A 17763-nucleotide genomic window follows, 5' to 3' on the forward strand; every position below is an offset into this window, starting at 1 on the left:
GAAGCCGTCAGGCTCCGATGGCCCTTCCCCGTTCGGCATCCGGTGTCGGCGCGGCGTAGCGGCTTTCGCGATAGGGGAGCCCCAGATGATCGCGCAGCGTCTCGCCCACGAGCTCGCGCTTGAAGTAGCCGCGGCGCTCGAGCAGCGGCAGCACATGTTCGGCGAAATCGGCGAGGCCTTCGGCGATAACCGGGAAGCCGAGAATGAAGCCGTCGGCCGCATCTTCTTCGATCCAGCGGATGATCTCGTCGGCGATATGCTCAGCCGTGCCTATGAAGGCGGTCCTGGGCGTTGCGACATCGAGTGCGATCTCGCGCAGGGTCGCCCCGGTTTCGCGCGCCGTCTTCTTGATGCGGTCAGTCGTTGCCCGGAAACTGTTCTTGCCGATGTCGCCGATATCCGGGAACGGTGCGTCCAGCGGATAGGCGCTAAAGTCATGATGATCGAAGAAGCGACCGAGATAGAGCAACGCCTCCTCGATCGTTACCAGATCGCGAATGGCACGGTACTTCGCCTCGGCTTCCTCGGCAGTCGCCCCGACGATTGGGCCGATACCCGGGAAGATGCCTATCTCGGAGGTGCTGCGCCCTTGAGCCACCGCACTCTGCTTGACCTGCTTGTAGAAGGCCTTCGCGTCCTCGATCGGGCCGCCGTTGGTGAACACCGCATCGGCGTGCTTGCCGGCAAGCCGAATACCGGAATCGGAGGCTCCCGCCTGGAACACCACTGGCTGTCCCTGTCTGGAGCGTTCGATATTGAGCGGCCCCTCGATCCGGAAGAACCGCCCCTTGTGGTTGAGCCGGCGAAGCTTTGTCTTGTCCACATAGACGCCGGCTGCCCGATCGCGCACGAAGGCGTCGTCGTCCCAACTGTCCCAGAGCCCCTTGATGGCGTCGAGATATTCGTCGGCGATCTCGTAGCGCAGCTCGTGCTCTGGATGTTCGCGCCCGTAGTTTCGGCCGGACCCTTCAAGCGGCGAGGTCACCGCATTCCAGCCGGCGCGGCCGCCACTGATGAGGTCGAGCGATGCGAACTGGCGAGCCACCGTGAACGGGTCGCTGTAGGAGGTAGAGACCGTGCCGACGAGACCGATCTTCGAGGTCGAGGCGGCGAGTGCCGACAGGATCGTCAGCGGCTCAAAACGGTTGAGGAAATGCGGGATCGACTGTTCGTTGATGTAGAGGCCGTCGGCGACGAAGGCGAAGGCAATGCCGGCCGCTTCGGCCTTGCGCGCCGTTTCGACGAAAAAGCCGAAATTGACGCTGGCGTCGGCCGGTCCGCTTGGGTGCTTCCAGGCGTTCATGTGCCCGCCCGGTCCCTGCAGCATGATGCCGAAAGTCACATTCTTCTTGGTCATGACAGATCCTTCCCGGAATGATCAGGCGGCGAGAGACAGTCGTTCTCGTGCAATGAGTTCGATCGAGGCGAAGCGTTCGGAAGCAGCAACCGAAGGCGTATCGATGATGAATTCCTGGACGCCGTAGCGACGATGCAAGTCGTCGAGCTCCCGGCGCACCTTCCGCGGCGTGCCATGGAGAATGCTTGGGGTCTTCTCCTCAACACGGTAGTCGGTGACGCCGGCCTGGCGGGCGTATTCGGCTGCCTGCTCCTTACTGCCGACATTGACGCTCTGGCCATTGCCGAAGAGCACCTTGAAGATCTTCAGGTCAGCGACCCGTTCGCGCGCCCGTTCTTCGCTGTCGGCCGCAAGGGCCGCCAGAGCCAGCAGCGGCAGTTCACCGCCCGTGGCGCGCTCATAGGCATCGAAGGTCTTTTCAAGATTGGCGGGATCGCCGTTGAGATGGCCGGCAAAGACAAGCTTCCAGCCTTTTTCCGCGGCAAGCAGTGCGCTGTCGACGCTTGCCCCCAGCAGGAAACGTTCCGGCGCAGCAGGCGGCAGTGGTGTCGCCAGCAACTCGGCTCCCGGTCCAGCCTGCGAAAGCAGATAGCGATTGAGATCGGCCAGTTGCTCGCCAAAACTTGGCCGCAAAGCCGGGTCGACCCCTACTTGCAGTGCCTTGGTGGAAAATGGAAAACCGCCAGGCGCCTTGCCCACACCGAGATCGACACGCGACGGGGCGAGGCTGGCGAGAAGATTGAAGGTCTCGGCGACCTTATAGGCACTGTAGTGTTGCAGCATAACGCCGCCTGAACCGATGCGGATCTTCGACGTCTTCGCCAGCAGATAAGAGATCAAGGTTTCCGGCGCCGAGCTCGCAAGGCCCGACATGTTATGGTGCTCCGCAACCCAGAAGCGGTGATAACCCCACTCCTCCGCCTTCGCAGCAAGACTGGCCGTTGCGTGAAGGGCTTCCGTCGCCGTCTTTCCCGGATCGACGGGACTCTTGTCGAGAAGGCTCATCAGATAGGACATGGGCTCCGAGTTCCACCACGGTTGATAATGTAACATTATTAAATACATAATTTTTATAGATTATAGGAATGACGTTCTCTTTCGCTGCCCAAAACAAGAATAGTTGCCGCTTTCGCTGACGTCCCGAGAGGTGACTTTCTCCAATCGTGGATCGGGCCTGGATGACTGCCGAAGTTCGGAGCATTCAAGCGTCCGTTGTTCGACTAGGCGACACCTAGTAGATTGGAACGCCACCCTGGAGATTGGAAACATGGCGCTCAAGCGGATGGACAACGTAGGAATCGTCGTCGAAGACATGGCAGCGACGATTGATTTCTTTCGCGAACTCGGCCTCGAGCTCGAAGGCCAGGCAACGATCGAAGGAGAATGGGCCGGACGCGTCACTGGATTGGGTGATCAGCGTGTCGAGATTGCCATGATGCGCACACCGGACGGCCACAGCCGGCTCGAGCTCTCCCGCTTCCTCACGCCACTTGTGGTCGCAGATCACCGGAACGCCCCGGTCAACGCCCTGGGCTACCTCCGCGTCATGTTCGCCGTGGACGACATCGACGAGACGCTTGAAAGGCTATTTAAGCGCGGCGCGCAGCTCGTAGGCGAAGTAGTCCAGTACAAGGATGCGTATCGGCTCTGCTACATCCGTGGACCTGAAGGGCTTCTCATCGGACTCGCCCAAGAACTCAGCTGAGCGCAATACGAAGACAAATGGTAAAAAGTGAGCAATGTCAGCGGGCGCGTCTGGGGCCGACCCGCCAGTTCAAAGAGAGAACAACGGCCATTGCGTACGACCTTCAAATAGCACATGCTACTCTTCTTCAGTAGCCATTTTCAGGGCGCTGCTGCTTCGGGGCGTTAGTGTCCTGGCCCCAACGAAAGGAGGACCGCGTGTCTTCCGAGCTTCACCTTCACAGTACCGCGCGTAATCTCGTCAATGTCAGCGGGTTTGGATACCGCGAGCGCGGTCGCCTTCAGCAAATTTGTAAAGGTGAAACTACGGCCGCACTCCGTATCAAGCGGTTCAGTTCGGCAGCACGAGGCCCCAGGCTTTCCTGCCTCCGTGGCGGAACGTTCCGTCCTTGCTGAGTGGACACAAAGGCACGGTCATGTCGCAGCATTGAAATTCTGCAACCCACAATCAACCGAAAACCCAGGAGGATCAGATGGCCAAAGGCCAGGTAAGAAGCAATCGCGAAGTTCGAAAGCCGAAAAAGGACAAGTCCGTGGCACCGGCCGCCGCCGCCGCGCAGGGCAATCAGGTCAAGTTCGCCACGAGCGCGCCCAGCGTAGGCAAGAAGCAGAAATAGCTCTAGTGGAGCAGAGGCGACTTGCATGCCGCCTCTGCCTCGGCTGACGACGCCGAGGTTTATCAGCTTATTCGGCTACCTGATCGGGCACGACTCGTTCGGGTGTGAGGCGACCCCGATTTGCAAGCTTTTCGAACGCGGCCCTGCAGGAGATAATTGCGGTCAACGCTATTGCATTGCGCGTCCACTTCGTAGGATAGGTTCCCGCACGCAGCGCCCGAAGGTTCAATGCTGCCAAGATATGGCACCCTCCCGCGACATTCACCTTGCCACCAGAAGCGCACCCATGACGACATTTTGACCGACGAGGCCGAGCGCGATCGCCGTTATGCGGCGCGCATGCCTCGTCGGGCCTGACACTCTCCACCATTGCGCTTGAGACTCCGGCGCAAGCCATAGGCCTGGCTGGTTATTTGCGAGGCGAGGAAATACGGACCAGTTTTGATGAACACACATGTCTACTCACCGGCATCACTTGTAGAAAATGATGCCCGAGCGTGGTTGAAGATCCTCGCCAAATACCGTCAGCCCCGAATTGGGCGCAGCGCCTTGGAGCTTCTTGTCACAGTCGTGCCGTTCGCCGGCTTCTGGGCCATCGCCTATTTTTCCCTCGCTTATGGGTTCTGGTACGGACTGATCGCAATCATTCCGGGCGCAGCCTTTCTCCTACGCCTTTTCATGATCCAGCACGATTGCGGCCACGGTTCGTTCTTCGCCCGCCGCGGCCCTGACGATTGGACAGGTCGTGTCATCGGCGTGCTTACGTTGACGCCTTACGATTACTGGCGCCGGGCACACGCCGCTCATCACGCCTCGGCTGGCAATTTGGACGAGCGGGGTACTGGCGACATCACCACGCTCACGATCTCGGAATACCGTGCACTTTCACCCATGAAACGCCTGGGCTATCGCCTGTACCGGCACCCGCTCGTGATGTTCGGCATCGGCCCTGCCTGGCTCTTTCTCCTTAAGCAGCGTGTGCCTTTCGGGATGATGAAGGGAGGTGCGCTGCCCTGGGTCTCCACCATGGCGACGAACGCTGCGATCCTGGTGTGCGCCGCCTTGGTGGCTTGGATGGTTGGGCTCCTGCCTTTCCTCGTGATCCATCTGCCGATCGTGCTCCTGGCCGGCGCCGCCGGCATCTGGCTCTTCTACGTGCAGCACCAGTTTGAGGAGACGCACTGGTCGGCCGGCGAGGATTGGCAGTTTCCCCAGGCAGCCCTCCACGGCGCATCCCACTATGACCTGCCGCTGGTGCTGAGATGGCTGACCGGCAATATCGGCATTCATCACGTGCATCACCTGTCGAGCAGGATCCCTTACTACAGATTGCCGGAAGTTCTGCGCGACCACCCCCAACTCGCGGATATCGGCCGCATCACTCTTTGGGAAAGCTTGCGCTGCGTCAGGCTCGTCTTGTGGGATGACGGACGCCAGAGACTCGTCTCATTCCGCGATGCCGCCAATGAGGCCATTCGCCCTTAACAGGTGGGTTCCGGCTTCGTCGGGGTGTTGGTCATACGCCAAGTACCCCGCGATGATCTTGGCATTCGCCGGAAGCAGCAGCTTGTCCACAGCCGCCCTTTCGTGAGAGAATCGAGAAATCGGAGTACCGAAGCGCTCAACGGGTAAGCTCGGCCAAGTGCAGTCGTGTTTCAGCCTGTTGACTAGTTGGCCGCGGAACATGGACCTTCTCTTCGCTCTTGGCGTGATCGCCATCAAGATCGCGTTGCTGATCGCAATGCTGCTTCTGCTGCCTTTGCCGCTGACCTGGCTGGAACGCAAGATTGCCGGCCATATGCAGCAACGGATGGGTCCCATGCGCGTGGGGTGGCACGGGCTGCTGCAGCCCGTGGCGGACGGTATCAAGCTTCTGACGAAAGAAGACCACATCCCTGCAGAAGCTGACCGCTTCCTGTTTAAGCTGGCGCCGATCCTGGCGCTCGCTCCGCCCTTTGTCGTATTCGTCGCGATCCCCTTCGGGGAGACAGTTTCAGTGCTCAATGCCGAGATAACGCTCTACGTTTCCAACCTGAACGTGGCACTGCTTTTCGTCTTTGCAGTGATTGGCCTGGAGGTCTATGGCGTCATCTTCGGCGGCTGGGCCGCCAACAGCAAATACGCGGTTCTAGGCAGTCTCAGGACCTGCGCGCAGATGATCAGCTACGAAATCCCCATGGGTTTCGCGGTCATCGGCGTCGTCATGCTGGCACAGTCGATGAGCCTCGTGGACATCGTGCGCGCCCAGAGCGATCTCTGGAATATCGTCTATCAGCCGATCGGGTTCTTCGTCTTCTTCGTCGCGGGCTTGGCCGAAGCGCAGCGCATTCCCTTCGACCTGGCCGAAGCGGAAGGGGATCTCGGCGCCGGGTTCCATACCGAGTACAGCGGTATCCGCTTCGCGCTCTTCATGGTCAGCGAATACGTCATCGTGCTCTTGGTATCGGTCCTCTCCGTCATCCTGTTTTTCGGCGGCTGGAACGGTGTTCTGCTTCCGCTGCCACCGCTTCTCTGGTTTGCGCTCAAGGTGGCATTCTTCATTTATGTTTTTATGTGGTTCCGCTTCACTTTGCCTCGCTATCGCTATGACCAACTGATGGCGATCGGATGGAAGGTCTTGCTTCCTTTGTCGATGGCGAACATAATTATCACTGGTATTGCTTTCACTTAGGGGCCATGGCGGCTCCTCCGCGTGCGTTCCTAGATCGGTGTCGATCTGAGGAAGGTACGTGCAGCGATCGAAGGGACTACAGCGGCCCTCCTGCGTCGGAATAGACGCACGCCGCTGTAGAACGGGCGCGAAGATGTCACGCGTAGTCGACAGAGCTGGAACATGGATCGGCTGGGCGCTTTTTGCCGATCTGGCAAGCGCCTTTACGCTGACCTTTGGCTATATGTTCTCCAAGCCGGTGACCATGCAGTATCCGGACAAGGAGAAATGGCTCCCCTACTCGCGCTATCGCGGGCATCACTTCCTGAAACGGGACGAAGAGGGCGAAATCAAATGCGTCGCGTGCGAACTCTGCGCTCGCATCTGCCCCTGCGATTGCATCGAAGTCGTTCCTTATGAGGACGAGAAGGGCAACCGCCACCCAGCAAAATTCGAGATCGATACGGCTCGGTGCCTGTTCTGCGGCCTGTGCGAGGACGCCTGCCCTGCGGACGCCATCGCACTTGGCCAGCAGTATGAGTTCTCGAGTTTCTCGTCACGTGACCTGGTGATCGGACGTGACGATCTGCTTGGCAAACCTGGAAAGGCAATGACCGGCGGTGGCGTCGTCGCCGCACGCCTGAACACAGAACAGGACGTGCTGGTCGAGACGAGCGAGCCGCATGGCTATAACTGGTGGCGCAACATCCGGCGAACGTGAGGAGTAACGATGAAACCGGCGCGCGCAAATAGGAGGCTCAGATGCTTGTCGGTGAAATCGTGAAAGACAAGGGCGCTGGAGTGATCGCGGTCGCTCCCGACCAGACGATGGTGGAGATCCTGCGGCTCTTTCGTGACAACAATATCGGCTTCGTGGTCGTCAGCCACGCGCCCGGAAGGTATCTGGGCACGCTGTCGGAACGGGACTGCTGCAACGCACTTGCGGAATACGGGCCCGAGGCGGCGCTGATGCCGGTCGCCGACATCATGAACCGCAATGTGGCGATTTGTTCGGCTGTCGACGGGCTACCCCTGGTGATGTCGATCATGACCCAGAGACGGACACGCCACGTACTGGTCATGGAGGAGGAGGCCATTGTGGGCGTCGTCAGCATCGGCGATGTGGTCAAGCATCGGCTTGACGAAGCGCAGCGCACGGAGCGGCATCTGCACGAATACATTGCCGGGGCCGGTTACCACTGATGAGGTTTCGTGCCGGCCGAATGGCGAGAATGGTGGGAACCGTGCCTCGCGCCCAACCTCACGCTCCACGCCAGATCCGGTTCGCGCCCTTGATTTCGTGGGCGGCTTGCACCTTTTGAACCTCGACCGGACACGGGTATTCACCCCTCTTCATCAAGCTGTTGAGGCGAAGAGACCGATAGTTTTCCGGAATAAAGACGAGACCTTTGGGAAACGGTTTCTCGACCTTGAGCTGCGCCGTTAGTTCGCCACGGGTTGAACGAACGACAACCTGATCACCATCCGCAAGGCCGAGTTGCGCAGCATCCTCAGCGCTCATCGCGACATAGGGGTCGTTGGCGACCGTATTCAGAATCTCCGAGCGCTCCGAAAGATAGCCATTGTGGAACAAACAGTTGCCAGTGACGAGCATGAGCCCGTCGCTCGCCCGCGAAACAGCCGGCGGTGCGTGAAAAGCGCCCAAGAGGGGCGTCGGGCTCGCCTTGGTGAAGGCACCGTCGGCGCCAAGCCCGGCCCAAGTCAACGCCTGATAGGCCGGAAGCAGCCGGGCGATCTCATCGAAAATCTCGACGTGCGTCGAATGCTGCAATGTTTGGCCGCGCAGTGCTGCGACAAAATCGAAGATAGCGAGATTGCCCCGCGCCTCGAAGACCGGTTCCCGGAACTTGCGGACCTGCTGGATGCGACCTTCGTTGTTGGTAAAGCTGCCGGGCTCTTCACCGTAGCCCGCCGCTGGCAAAACGACCTCGGCCAGTGCGGCCGTCTCCGTAAGGAAACTGTCCTGCACGATCAGCAGATCAGCGGCGCCAAGGGCCCGCGCTACGAACACCCTGTCCGGATAGGCGATCAGCGGGTCGGTTCCGACAAGATAGAGGGCGCCCATCTGCCCAGCGACGCACAGATCCAGCATCGCGTCGAGATCAGAACCAGGCTCGTGAGGGATTTCGGTGCCCCAGTTCCGGGCAAAAGCGCTGTGCACCGTATCGTTGGCGACCGCCTGCAGGCCCGGGAAGGCGCCCGCCAAAGCCCCCATATCCCACGCGCCCATCTGGTTGGCGCGGTCGAAAAGGATCTGCAATGCTGGGGTCTTGCCGAGGAGGCGGAGCAGTTGCAAGAGGTTGTTGAGCTGGTGCAACACCACCCGCGCTTCGGACGATCTCAGGAGGTCGACACCGACGAGCACGGTGACGGTGCCGTCTTCGTTGAGCGCAGCGGCCAGACGATCCGGTCCGTCGCCGCCATTGGGAGCCGCCTTGCGGCCGATTGTTACTCCGATCTCGGCAAGAACGTCACTCGACAGTTTCTCGCCGGCTGCCACCGCAAGTGCAGCGACAACGGACGCAAGGCTCGTTGCCTCGCCACCGGGCGGTACGCGAACCACAGCCTCCGCATCGGCGTCGAGACGGGACGGCCGCGTTGTGAGCATGAGCAGTTGGGTGCCGCGCCGCCGGGCGGCATCCCGCAGCAGATATTCCGTAACCGGGTTCTCCTCGGTCACGTTGCCCCCGATGACAAGCACGCGGTCGACGCCGATCACCTCCTGCAGCGGCGCACGCGAGTAGCTCGCTATCAAAGGGGCGAGCGCATCGAAGGGCGTAGACCAGCGCGACGAGCAGTCGATGTTGTTGGTCCGGAAGACCGTACGCATCAGCTTCTGGAACTGATAGAGCACCTCGTTGGGCAGGCGCGGCGAGACAACGCCGCCAGAAGCCTTGCTTTCGACCGCCGCCAGCCGCCGGCGTAGATAGTCTCCCGCTTCGTCCCAGGAAACCGGAACCAGCGCGCCATCGCGCCGGATCATAGGTCGTTTGATCCGGTCGTGTCCTTCGATGAAGTCAAGGCCGAACCGGCCTCGTGCGCATAGCGTTTCGCGGTTGACGCCGTGTTCCTCCTTGGATCGGACCCGCATGAACTCGCCCTTGCGCGCGCCGACCGTCAGCTGACATCCGGTGCCACAATGCGGGCAGATCGTGTCGACCTCGGCGAGGTCCCAGGGCCGCGCCTTGTAGCGATAGGGGAAACTCATCAGCGCGCCGACCGGACAGACTTCGATGCAGTTGCCGCATTGGTCGCAACTGGCGAGACTGCCCTCAAAGCCGGTGACGGCCGTGTCCATGCCCTTCTCGACGGTGCCGAGGGCGACCGCGCCGACGACCTCCTCGCACATCCGCACGCAGCGCTGGCACTGGATACAGCGGTTGACGTTCATGATGACGACGGGACTGAGGCGAATATCGCGAGAATGGAACACGCGCTTGGGATCATGAAAGCGGCTTCTCCCCGGACCATAGGCCATCACCATGTCCTGAAGCTCACATTCGCCACCCTTGTCGCAGATCGGACAGTCGAGCGGGTGGTTAGCGAGCAGCATGTCCAGCATGGAAGAACGCGTTTCATCAATCAGCGGCGTGTCCGTTCGCACGACCATGCCTTCAGTGACGGCTGTGGCGCAGGACGGCTGTAGCCGCCGCAGCCCCTCGATCTCGATGAGACACATGCGGCAGGAGGCAAGCGGCGGCAGCCGCTTCAGGTAGCAGAAGGTCGGAATTTCGATGCCCAATCGCTGGGCGGCCTGCAACACAGTCGTGCCAGCCTCGACTTCCAGTGTTTGCCCATTGATCGTAACGCTAACCATGGCCTACTCGCCCGCGCTAGAGCGCTCCTCAGTGGAACGGACACTTCCGCTCCTCGATATGGGCGACGAACTCCTCGCGGAAATGCGCCAGCGAAGCCCGCAATCCCATCGCCGCGCCGTCACCCAAAGCACAAAACGTATTGCCGAAAATGCCTTTGCAGAGCATATCCAACTGCTCCATGTCGCCGGGGGCGCCCTCGCCCGCTTCGATCCGGCGCAGCACTTTCACCACCCAGTTCAACCCCTCGCGGCAGGGTGTGCACTTGCCACAGGACTCGTGGTGAAAGAACTCGATGATGCGGGTGGCGACCTTGACCATGCAGGTCGTGTCGTCGACGACGATCACCCCGGCCGAGCCCAGCATCGTGCCGGCGGCAGCAAGCGAGTCAAAGTCCATTGCGATGTCGAGACCCGGCTCAGGGATCACCGGCGCGGAAACACCACCTGGGATCACCGCCTTGACCTTGCGACCGGCCGGCGGCCCGCCGGCATGGTCCTCGACGAGTTCGCGAAGCGGAATTCCCATCGGCAGTTCGTAAAGCCCGGGTTTTCGCACCTGCCCGCTGAGGCAATAGAGCTTCGGTCCGGGGCTCTTCTCCGGTCCGATGCTACGGAACCAATCGGCGCCCCGAGCCACGATATGCGGCACGCAGACCAGCGTCTCGACATTGTTGATGACGGTCGGGCTGGCATAGAGCCCGGCAACCGCCGGGAATGGCGGCTTCAGGCGCGGCTGTGCCCTCTTGCCCTCGAGCGAGTCGAGCATCGCGGTCTCCTCGCCGCAGATATAAGCGCCGGCGCCGCAATGGACATGCACGACGAAATTGAAATCCGAGCCCAGTATCCTCGCTCCCAGATAGCCCTTGGCCTTGGCCTCCGCGATCGCCTGTTCCAGCCGTCGGATCGCCAGCACATACTCTCCGCGAATATAGACATAGGCGACCTCGGCCCCGATCGCGTAGGCGCTGATCGCCATGCCTTCGATCAGTTGGTGCGGGTCCCGCTCCATAACGATACGGTCCTTGAAGGTGCCAGGCTCCCCTTCGTCGGCATTGCAGCAGAGATATTTCGCTTTGTCGGCCCGCTTCGGCACGAAGCTCCACTTCATGCCGGTCGGAAACCCGGCTCCGCCGCGGCCGCGCAAGTTCGATCGCTTGACGAGATCGATGATCTCGTCGGGCGTGTATTCCTTGAGGGCTTTGGCAAGTGCGCGATAACCGCCGCAGGCCTCATAGGTGGAGAGGAGATGTCCATCCGGCACGTGCACGTTCTTCAGAAGAACCGGTTCGAACATGGCGCTAATTCCCCGGTGGTTCGGCGGCAGCAAGATCGGCGCCGGTCGTCTCGGGCACCGTCGCGCGGAGCCGGGCGAGGAGCGCATCGATCCGCTCTATGTCGAGATTGCCGTGATAGTCGTCGCCGACCTGCATCACCGGGGCCATCTCGCAGGCACCGAGGCATTCGACGGTCGAGAGCGTGAACAGCCCGTCCTCGGTCGTGCCGCCTTTCTTGACCCTAAGGACCTTCTCCAGATGCGTCAGCAGCTCCTCGGATCGCCGCAGCATGCAGGAGACGTTGTCGCAAAGCTGTAGATGGAACGTCCCCACCGGCTCGGTATGGAAAAGCGTATAGAAGGTCGCCAGCTCGTAGACCCAGATCCGCTCGACGCCAAGGATTTCGGCGACCTCTTCCAGCACCGGCCCCGGCAGGTGGCCATGTTCCCTTTGCGCGATCAGAAGCGCGGGCATGATCGCCGAGCGCTGGTCGGGGTACCGCGCCGCCGCCTGTTCGATCTTTTCGCGCATCGTCATCACGTTCAAGTCCCTGCTACTTGTCCACCTCCGCCATCACAGGATCGAGGCTGCCAAGCACGGCGATCATGTCCGCCAGATAGCGGGCGTTCGTCACTCCGAAGACCGCCTGGAGGTTGACGAACGAGGGTGCCCTGACCTTCATGCGAAACGGTTTCGGCGACCCGTCGCTGATGATGTAGAAGCCCAACTCACCCTTGGGTGCCTCGATTGCCGAATAGACCTCGCCCTTCGGCACGTTGAAGCCATAGGCCGACAGGTCGAAATGCTGGATCAACGCCTCCATCGAGCAATGCACGCGCTCCTTGTCGACGGGGAAGGCGATCGTCGGCATGTCGACCTGGAACGCTCCCTCGGGCATCTGGTCGATGCATTGTTCGATGATCCGCATGCTTTCGCGCATCTCGTCGACCCGGCACCGCCAACGCGCATAACAATCGCCCTCGGTGCGGGTGATGACATTGAAATCGAGCCGGTCGTAGATCTCGTAAGGCTCGTCACGGCGGATGTCCCAGTCGACGCCGGAAGCCCGCAGGTTCGGACCGCTGAGGCCCAGATCAATGGCGTCCTCTGCAGAGATGACGCCAATGCCCTGGGTGCGTTTCAGGAACACCCGGTTGTCTTCGAGCAAGCGCTCATAGTCGCGGATCCGGTTCGGGAAGATGTCGCAGAACTCCCGGATCTTCAGGAAGAATCCGTCAGGAAGGTCCTCGCGCACGCCACCAACCCGGCAGAAGGAGGTGTGCATGCGCGCACCGGTGATCATTTCCATGAGATCCATAATCATTTCGCGTTCGCGCATGACGTAAAGTAGCGCGGTCATGGCGCCGAGATCCATTGGCAGCGCGCCGGTAATCAGCAGATGACCGGAGATGCGCGCGAGTTCCGCCATCATCACGCGGATATATTGCGCCCGCACCGGGGCCTCGATGCCAAGGAGTTTCTCCACCGCGAGCGCGAAGGCCAGGTTGTTCGAAGGTGGGCAGAGATAGTCGAGCCGGTCGGTCAGCGGGAAGATCTGCGTATAGGTGAAACTTTCCGCCAGTTTTTCGGTGCCGCGATGCAGGTAGCCGATATGTGGGTCCACCCGCTTGACATATTCGCCGTCCAGTTCGAGGACGAGCCGAAGAACCCCATGGGTGCTGGGGTGCTGGGGCCCGAGATTGAGAAGCACTTCCTTGCTGTTGAGCGCTTCACCTTCTGGCCGCGTGAGCTCGGTGACTTCGGTCATCTAAAACTCTCCGGCGTCGATCGGTCTCCATAGTTCATGATGATTTTGGATCGGTCCCAGCGGAAAACCGCCCGCACCAGTCCTTCTCCCTCCCTATGGAATCTCCCGCGTGGCGAGGTCGGGCTGTGTCGGCGGCGGACCTTCGGCACCAAACGGGTTCAGCTTGTCCTTGTAACCCCTGAGCGGGAAATCCTTGCGCTGAGGAAAGCCCTCGAAGCCCTCCCACATGTAGATCCGGCGCAAATCGGGATGCCCCTGGAACCGGATGCCATACATGTCCCAGGCTTCGCGCTCGTGCCAGTTGGCGGTGCGCCAGACCGCGGTGACCGAGGGGACCTCAGGTGGGTCGCCAAGCCGACACTTGATGCGGACCCGCCAGCGGTTGGGCAGCGAATAGAGATGATACACCGCCTCGAAGCGGGGCGTTTCGGGATAGTGGTCGACCCCGCAGATGTCTGACAGGAAATTGAACCTGAGCTCCGGATCGTCTTTCAGGAACCGGCAGAACTCAACGATCTTTTCGGGTGGAACAACAAAGACATCGATGCCATGTGCAGTGCCGAGATCCTCGATCGTTTCCCCGAAGCGCTCCAGGATCGGAGCGCGATTGAGAGACGGCTCGACGCTCATGATGCCGCAGCCCGATCGAGTGGCGTTCCGGCCAGCGCGCGGGACCTCTTGATCTTTTCTTGCAGCAGCAGGAAGCCATGCATCAGCGCCTCGGGGCGCGGTGGGCATCCGGGGACGTGCACGTCAACCGGAACGAAGGTTTCAGACCCCTGCACCACGGCATAGGTGTTGTAGACGCCGCCTGAAATGGCGCACGTGCCCATGGCAATCACCCATCGCGGTTCCGGCATCTGGTCGTAAAGCCGGCGCACGACGGGCGCGAACTTCCGGGTCACCGTGCCGGCGATGATCATCACATCGGACTGCCGCGGCGAAGGGCGGAACACCACACCGAACCGGTCGAGGTCGTAGCGCGCGCAACCCGCCGAGATCATTTCGATGGCACAGCAGGCGATACCGAAGGTCTCGGGCCACAAGGCCGACTTTCGGCTCCAATTGATGACGCTCTCGGCCGTGGTGAACAGCACGCTGTCCTGGATCGTGTTTCCTACTCCTCCCATTCCAGCGCTCCCTTCAGCCAGGCGTAGGCGAAGCCCACGAGAAGCAGGACGATGAAGACGAACATCTCAAGATAGCCGACGATACCGATCTCTTTGAGGACGACCGCCCAGGGAAAGAGAAACATCGCCTCGACATCGAAGACGACCAGGAGGATCGCGAGGATGAAGAACTGCACCCTGAAGCGCCCCCCGGCCGCCTCGCCTGCCGGGTCCATGCCGCATTCATAGGGCATGTTCTTTTCGGGATAGGGATTGGACGGCCGCAAGAGCGAGGAAACAAAAAGCGTCGCCCCCACCACCAGAACAATTCCGGCGATCATGAAAAGAACCGGGAGGAATTCCGCTGCAGACATATTGCGCAGCCCGGTCACCCATCGGGGACGTTGCTCAAGCCGCGATCGGCTCCTTCGGGCCGTTAACGCGGTCGCCCCGGGAAGCGACTAAGGGCATTCCTTTCCTAAACCGGTAGTTTATTCCGTCGCATAGGCCAATGCAAATGCGATCGCTCAGCCGCCGAAAGCCGACTGCTGAGCGAGCTTCAGAAACCACGCTGGAAACAGTCCGATGCCGACCGTGCCCGCGGCGGTGACGGCGAGAGCAGCGCCGACCAGAGGCGTCAGCGCCGGCTCGAACACCCGCTCCGGTTCGCGCATGAACATCACCATGACGATGCGGATGTAGAAATAGGCGGCGACAGCGCTCAGGAGCACTGCGATCACGGCCAGAAGGACAAAACCACGCTCGATGAGCGCGACCAGCACGTAGAACTTAGCGAAGAAGCCTGCCGTCGGCGGAATGCCCGCGAGCGAGAACAGATAGAGCAACATTAGTAGAGCCAGCCCCGGATGCAGCTTGGCGAAACCGGCATAGTCCTCGATAACCTCGCCCGAGAAATTGCCGTTTCGCATCATGATGACCGCGCCGAAGATGCCGAGATTCATGAAGGTGTAGATCAAGAGGTAGAGCATCACGCTGGCGACCCCGTCGGCGCCGCCAGCCACAATGCCGAAAATGGCAAAGCCGGCATGGGCGATGCTGGAATAGGCGAGCAGACGCTTGAAATTATCCTGCACCAGCGCCACGAAACTGCCGAGCGCCATCGTTACCACCGCGATTATAGCCAATATGATCCAGACGTTGGAGCCTGCGACCAATGGATTGAGGAACACCCTGAGGATCACCGCGAAGCCCGCCGCCTTGGGCCCGACGGACATGAAGGCGGTTATCGTGGTCGGTGCACCCTCGTAGACATCCGGCACCCACATGTGGAACGGCACCGCGCCAATCTTGAAGACCAGTCCGGCGACAATGAAGACCACCGCCAAGAGCAAGCCCGGATCGAGCGGATCACCGGTGACGGCCGCCGCCATCCGGTCCAGTTGCGTCGTGCCGGTGAGGCCGTAAACCAGCGAGACGCCATAAAGGAATATCCCGGTCGAGACTGCGCCGAGGATCACATATTTCAGCGCCGCCTCGTTTGACCGTTGCTCACGCCGCAGGAAGCCGGTCAGCACGTAGGTGCAGAGCACCATCAGTTCGAGACCGACATAGATCGACAGGAGATCGGTCGCCGAGGCCATGATCATCATGCCGGAGAGCGCAAGGAGCAGCAGGACGTAGTATTCGCTGCCGCCGATCCCTTCGATGTCGGCATAGTTTCGCGAGAGCAGGAACGTCAGCAGGATCGACAGGTAGAACAGGGACTTGAAGAAGACAGAGAACGGGTCGGCGACGAACATGCCCGCATAGGCCGGCTGCGCTCCACCCGACAGCGTGAATGTTGCCAGCGCGGCAAGCAGCACGATTACGACCGAGGACCAGACAAGGACAGCGTCCCGTTCCTTCGGCACGAACTGTCCCGCGATCAGCAGGATGCAGGCCCCCGTAACCACGATGATTTCGGGCAGGCTTGCAACGATCGACGGAAGGAGCGCTGCGGCGGTCATGGGCCGCTCCCTTTGTCGTAGACCTGCTGCAAGAGATGCGTGACCGAGCTATCGATGATGGCGAGAAAGGGCTTTGGGTAAAGCCCGACCCAAAACACGAAGACGGCAAGCGGCAGGATCGCCGCCATTTCGCGGCCGTTGACATCACGGACCTTGAACCGCGCGCCGACGCTCGCCGGACCAAGCGCAACCTTCCGGTACATGCCGAGCAGATAGGCCGCACCCAGCAATGCGCCCAAAACCGCGACCGCGCCGAGGGCAAGGTTGGCCGCAAACCCGCCCGACAGCACCAGCAACTCGCCCACGAATGCGTTCGTTCCCGGCAGCGCCATCGAGGACAGCACGAACAGCGCCAGAAACCCGGTGTAGACAGGCGCGACCTTCATCAAGCCGCCATAGTCGGCGATGCTGCGGGTGTGGGTGCGCTCGTAGATCAGGCCGACGAACAGAAACAGGGCGCCGGTGGTCACGCCATGATTGAACATCTGCAGGATGCTGCCTTGGAGCCCGAGCGGGTTGAGGGCAAAAATCCCAAGCGTCACGAAACCCATATGGCTGATGCTGGAATAGGCCACCAGCTTCTTCAGGTCGTCCTGCGCCAGCGCCAGCAGGCCGCCATAGACGATCGCAAGTGCTGAAAGCGCCATCATCAGGGTCGAATAATGGACCGAGGCCTCCGGCAGCATCGGCAGCGAGAACCTCAAGAATCCGTAGGCCCCCATCTTCAGGAGCACGCCGGCAAGGATGATGCTGCCCGCCGTTGGAGCCTGCACATGGGCATCCGGCAGCCAGGTATGGAGCGGGACCATCGGTACCTTGACCGCGAATGCCACGAGGAAGGCGAAGAACAGCCAGGACTGAACCTCGAACGGCAGGTCGAGTTCCATCAAAGCAAGGATGTCGAAGGTCCTGCCGCCCTCGAAATAAAGCACGATGATGCCGATCAGGAACAGGAGGCTGCCCGCCAGGGTGTAGAGGAAGAACTTGAACGCCGCATAGACGCGGCCGTCGCCGCCCCAGATACCGATGATCAGATACATCGGGATCAGCATCGCTTCCCAGCAGACGTAGAACAGAAACAGGTCAAGCGCCGAGAACACACCCAACATCAGGGCCTGCATGACGAGCAGGCTGATCATGAACTGCTTCACCTTGCGGTCGATGGCGATCCATGATGCGAGCACCGAGATCCAGCCCAAAAGCGCCGTTAGGAACACGAAGAGCGCGCTGATTCCGTCGACACCGAGCGCAAAGGTAATGCCGAGCGCCGGAACCCACGGGCGCTTTTCGACGAACTGCATCTCGGAGGTCCCGGGATCGAAGCCGGCGAGCATCGCGATGGCGAGCGCCAAGTCGAGCATGGTGAAGCCGAGCGCCACCCACCGCACGAGATCGTCGCTGCGCAGGAACATCATGACCGCTGCCCCGGCGGCAGGTACGAAGACGATGAGGCTGAGCAGCGGGAACGCCATCACCCCT

17 protein-coding genes are annotated in these 17763 nt (G+C 60.9%); 6 read left to right on the forward strand and 11 right to left on the reverse strand.

Going from position 1 to position 17763, the window contains the following annotated elements; genetic code table 11:
* Positions 1–7: 7 nt before the first annotated feature.
* Positions 8–1357, reverse strand: a complete 1350-nt coding sequence (locus ACTJKM_RS29325; RefSeq protein WP_440638580.1) for an LLM class flavin-dependent oxidoreductase — start codon at positions 1355–1357, stop codon at positions 8–10.
* 21 nt (positions 1358–1378) lie between these two features.
* Complete coding sequence (locus tag ACTJKM_RS29330) at positions 1379–2374, reverse strand: MsnO8 family LLM class oxidoreductase (protein WP_440638578.1); 996 nt, start codon at positions 2372–2374, stop codon at positions 1379–1381.
* A 250-nt stretch (positions 2375–2624) separates the two neighbouring features.
* Between ACTJKM_RS29330 and ACTJKM_RS29335 the strand changes: the two genes are divergently transcribed.
* The 6 genes from ACTJKM_RS29335 to ACTJKM_RS29360 all read left to right on the forward strand — a co-directional run bounded on the left by ACTJKM_RS29335 (position 2625) and on the right by ACTJKM_RS29360 (position 7531).
* Positions 2625–3062, forward strand: a complete 438-nt coding sequence (locus ACTJKM_RS29335; RefSeq protein ID WP_113513609.1) for a VOC family protein — start codon at positions 2625–2627, stop codon at positions 3060–3062.
* 472 nt (positions 3063–3534) lie between these two features.
* A complete protein-coding gene (locus tag ACTJKM_RS29340) occupies positions 3535–3678 on the forward strand; it encodes a hypothetical protein (protein ID WP_197417305.1) in 144 nt (47 codons plus the stop codon).
* Positions 3679–4122: 444 nt separating this feature from the next.
* Positions 4123–5163 (forward strand): fatty acid desaturase, encoded by a 1041-nt coding sequence (locus tag ACTJKM_RS29345; protein ID WP_058327823.1) that lies wholly within the window; start codon positions 4123–4125, stop codon positions 5161–5163.
* Between the two features lie 199 nt (positions 5164–5362).
* Positions 5363–6349, forward strand: a complete 987-nt coding sequence (gene nuoH / locus ACTJKM_RS29350; protein WP_058327824.1) for an NADH-quinone oxidoreductase subunit NuoH — start codon at positions 5363–5365, stop codon at positions 6347–6349.
* 133 nt (positions 6350–6482) lie between these two features.
* Positions 6483–7049 (forward strand): NADH-quinone oxidoreductase subunit I, encoded by a 567-nt coding sequence (locus ACTJKM_RS29355; RefSeq protein WP_113513605.1) that lies wholly within the window; start codon positions 6483–6485, stop codon positions 7047–7049.
* 41 nt (positions 7050–7090) lie between these two features.
* Positions 7091–7531: a CBS domain-containing protein gene (locus tag ACTJKM_RS29360; protein WP_440661506.1), complete on the forward strand. Its 441-nt coding sequence runs from the start codon at positions 7091–7093 to the stop codon at positions 7529–7531.
* Between the two features lie 58 nt (positions 7532–7589).
* Here ACTJKM_RS29360 and nuoG read toward each other — a convergent pair whose 3' ends face one another.
* The 9 genes from nuoG to ACTJKM_RS29405 all read right to left on the reverse strand — a co-directional run bounded on the left by nuoG (position 7590) and on the right by ACTJKM_RS29405 (position 17756).
* Positions 7590–10166 (reverse strand): NADH-quinone oxidoreductase subunit NuoG, encoded by a 2577-nt coding sequence (nuoG, locus tag ACTJKM_RS29365; RefSeq protein WP_440661507.1) that lies wholly within the window; start codon positions 10164–10166, stop codon positions 7590–7592.
* 28 nt (positions 10167–10194) lie between these two features.
* Positions 10195–11460 carry an NADH-quinone oxidoreductase subunit NuoF gene (gene nuoF / locus ACTJKM_RS29370; protein ID WP_058327828.1) on the reverse strand — a complete coding sequence of 422 codons (1266 nt, stop codon included), beginning with the start codon at positions 11458–11460 and terminating at the stop codon, positions 10195–10197.
* A 4-nt stretch (positions 11461–11464) separates the two neighbouring features.
* Positions 11465–11977, reverse strand: coding sequence for an NADH-quinone oxidoreductase subunit NuoE (gene nuoE, locus ACTJKM_RS29375; RefSeq protein ID WP_113513599.1), 513 nt, complete (start codon positions 11975–11977; stop codon positions 11465–11467).
* A 16-nt stretch (positions 11978–11993) separates the two neighbouring features.
* Positions 11994–13208 carry an NADH dehydrogenase (quinone) subunit D gene (nuoD, locus tag ACTJKM_RS29380; protein WP_440638573.1) on the reverse strand — a complete coding sequence of 405 codons (1215 nt, stop codon included), beginning with the start codon at positions 13206–13208 and terminating at the stop codon, positions 11994–11996.
* Positions 13209–13301: 93 nt separating this feature from the next.
* On the reverse strand, positions 13302–13838 hold the full coding sequence (locus ACTJKM_RS29385; protein WP_065376027.1) for an NADH-quinone oxidoreductase subunit C: 537 nt from the start codon (positions 13836–13838) through the stop codon (positions 13302–13304).
* Positions 13835–14338 (reverse strand): NuoB/complex I 20 kDa subunit family protein, encoded by a 504-nt coding sequence (locus ACTJKM_RS29390; protein WP_058327832.1) that lies wholly within the window; start codon positions 14336–14338, stop codon positions 13835–13837. Before ACTJKM_RS29390 ends, ACTJKM_RS29385 begins: the two co-directional genes overlap by 4 nt.
* Entirely contained in the window at positions 14326–14691 is a 366-nt protein-coding gene (locus ACTJKM_RS29395) for an NADH-quinone oxidoreductase subunit A (RefSeq protein WP_058322069.1), read from the reverse strand. Before ACTJKM_RS29395 ends, ACTJKM_RS29390 begins: the two co-directional genes overlap by 13 nt.
* 153 nt (positions 14692–14844) lie before the next feature.
* A complete protein-coding gene (locus ACTJKM_RS29400; protein WP_440638566.1) occupies positions 14845–16284 on the reverse strand; it encodes an NADH-quinone oxidoreductase subunit N in 1440 nt (479 codons plus the stop codon).
* On the reverse strand, positions 16281–17756 hold the full coding sequence (locus ACTJKM_RS29405; protein ID WP_058327834.1) for an NADH-quinone oxidoreductase subunit M: 1476 nt from the start codon (positions 17754–17756) through the stop codon (positions 16281–16283). The genes ACTJKM_RS29400 and ACTJKM_RS29405 overlap by 4 nt, the downstream gene beginning before the upstream one ends.
* Positions 17757–17763: the final 7 nt, after the last annotated feature.

Origin of the sequence: Ensifer sp. 22460 (assembly GCF_052044935.1) — a bacterium.
In the GTDB taxonomy this organism is placed as follows: domain Bacteria; phylum Pseudomonadota; class Alphaproteobacteria; order Rhizobiales; family Rhizobiaceae; genus Ensifer.

What these genes read in the sequence shown, in the direction of transcription:
- ACTJKM_RS29325 (WP_440638580.1), bottom strand. Translation starts at nt 1,357, where the DNA reads ATGACCAAGAAGAATGTGACTTTCGGCATCATGCTGCAGGGACCGGGC.
- ACTJKM_RS29330 (WP_440638578.1), bottom strand. Translation starts at nt 2,374, where the DNA reads ATGTCCTATCTGATGAGCCTTCTCGACAAGAGTCCCGTCGATCCGGGA.
- ACTJKM_RS29335 (WP_113513609.1), top strand. Translation starts at nt 2,625, where the DNA reads ATGGCGCTCAAGCGGATGGACAACGTAGGAATCGTCGTCGAAGACATG.
- ACTJKM_RS29340 (WP_197417305.1), top strand. Translation starts at nt 3,535, where the DNA reads ATGGCCAAAGGCCAGGTAAGAAGCAATCGCGAAGTTCGAAAGCCGAAA.
- ACTJKM_RS29345 (WP_058327823.1), top strand. Translation starts at nt 4,123, where the DNA reads ATGAACACACATGTCTACTCACCGGCATCACTTGTAGAAAATGATGCC.
- nuoH (WP_058327824.1), top strand. Translation starts at nt 5,363, where the DNA reads ATGGACCTTCTCTTCGCTCTTGGCGTGATCGCCATCAAGATCGCGTTG.
- ACTJKM_RS29355 (WP_113513605.1), top strand. Translation starts at nt 6,483, where the DNA reads ATGTCACGCGTAGTCGACAGAGCTGGAACATGGATCGGCTGGGCGCTT.
- ACTJKM_RS29360 (WP_440661506.1), top strand. Translation starts at nt 7,091, where the DNA reads ATGCTTGTCGGTGAAATCGTGAAAGACAAGGGCGCTGGAGTGATCGCG.
- nuoG (WP_440661507.1), bottom strand. Translation starts at nt 10,166, where the DNA reads ATGGTTAGCGTTACGATCAATGGGCAAACACTGGAAGTCGAGGCTGGC.
- nuoF (WP_058327828.1), bottom strand. Translation starts at nt 11,460, where the DNA reads ATGTTCGAACCGGTTCTTCTGAAGAACGTGCACGTGCCGGATGGACAT.
- nuoE (WP_113513599.1), bottom strand. Translation starts at nt 11,977, where the DNA reads ATGACGATGCGCGAAAAGATCGAACAGGCGGCGGCGCGGTACCCCGAC.
- nuoD (WP_440638573.1), bottom strand. Translation starts at nt 13,208, where the DNA reads ATGACCGAAGTCACCGAGCTCACGCGGCCAGAAGGTGAAGCGCTCAAC.
- ACTJKM_RS29385 (WP_065376027.1), bottom strand. Translation starts at nt 13,838, where the DNA reads ATGAGCGTCGAGCCGTCTCTCAATCGCGCTCCGATCCTGGAGCGCTTC.
- ACTJKM_RS29390 (WP_058327832.1), bottom strand. Translation starts at nt 14,338, where the DNA reads ATGGGAGGAGTAGGAAACACGATCCAGGACAGCGTGCTGTTCACCACG.
- ACTJKM_RS29395 (WP_058322069.1), bottom strand. Translation starts at nt 14,691, where the DNA reads ATGTCTGCAGCGGAATTCCTCCCGGTTCTTTTCATGATCGCCGGAATT.
- ACTJKM_RS29400 (WP_440638566.1), bottom strand. Translation starts at nt 16,284, where the DNA reads ATGACCGCCGCAGCGCTCCTTCCGTCGATCGTTGCAAGCCTGCCCGAA.
- ACTJKM_RS29405 (WP_058327834.1), bottom strand. Translation starts at nt 17,756, where the DNA reads ATGGCGTTCCCGCTGCTCAGCCTCATCGTCTTCGTACCTGCCGCCGGG.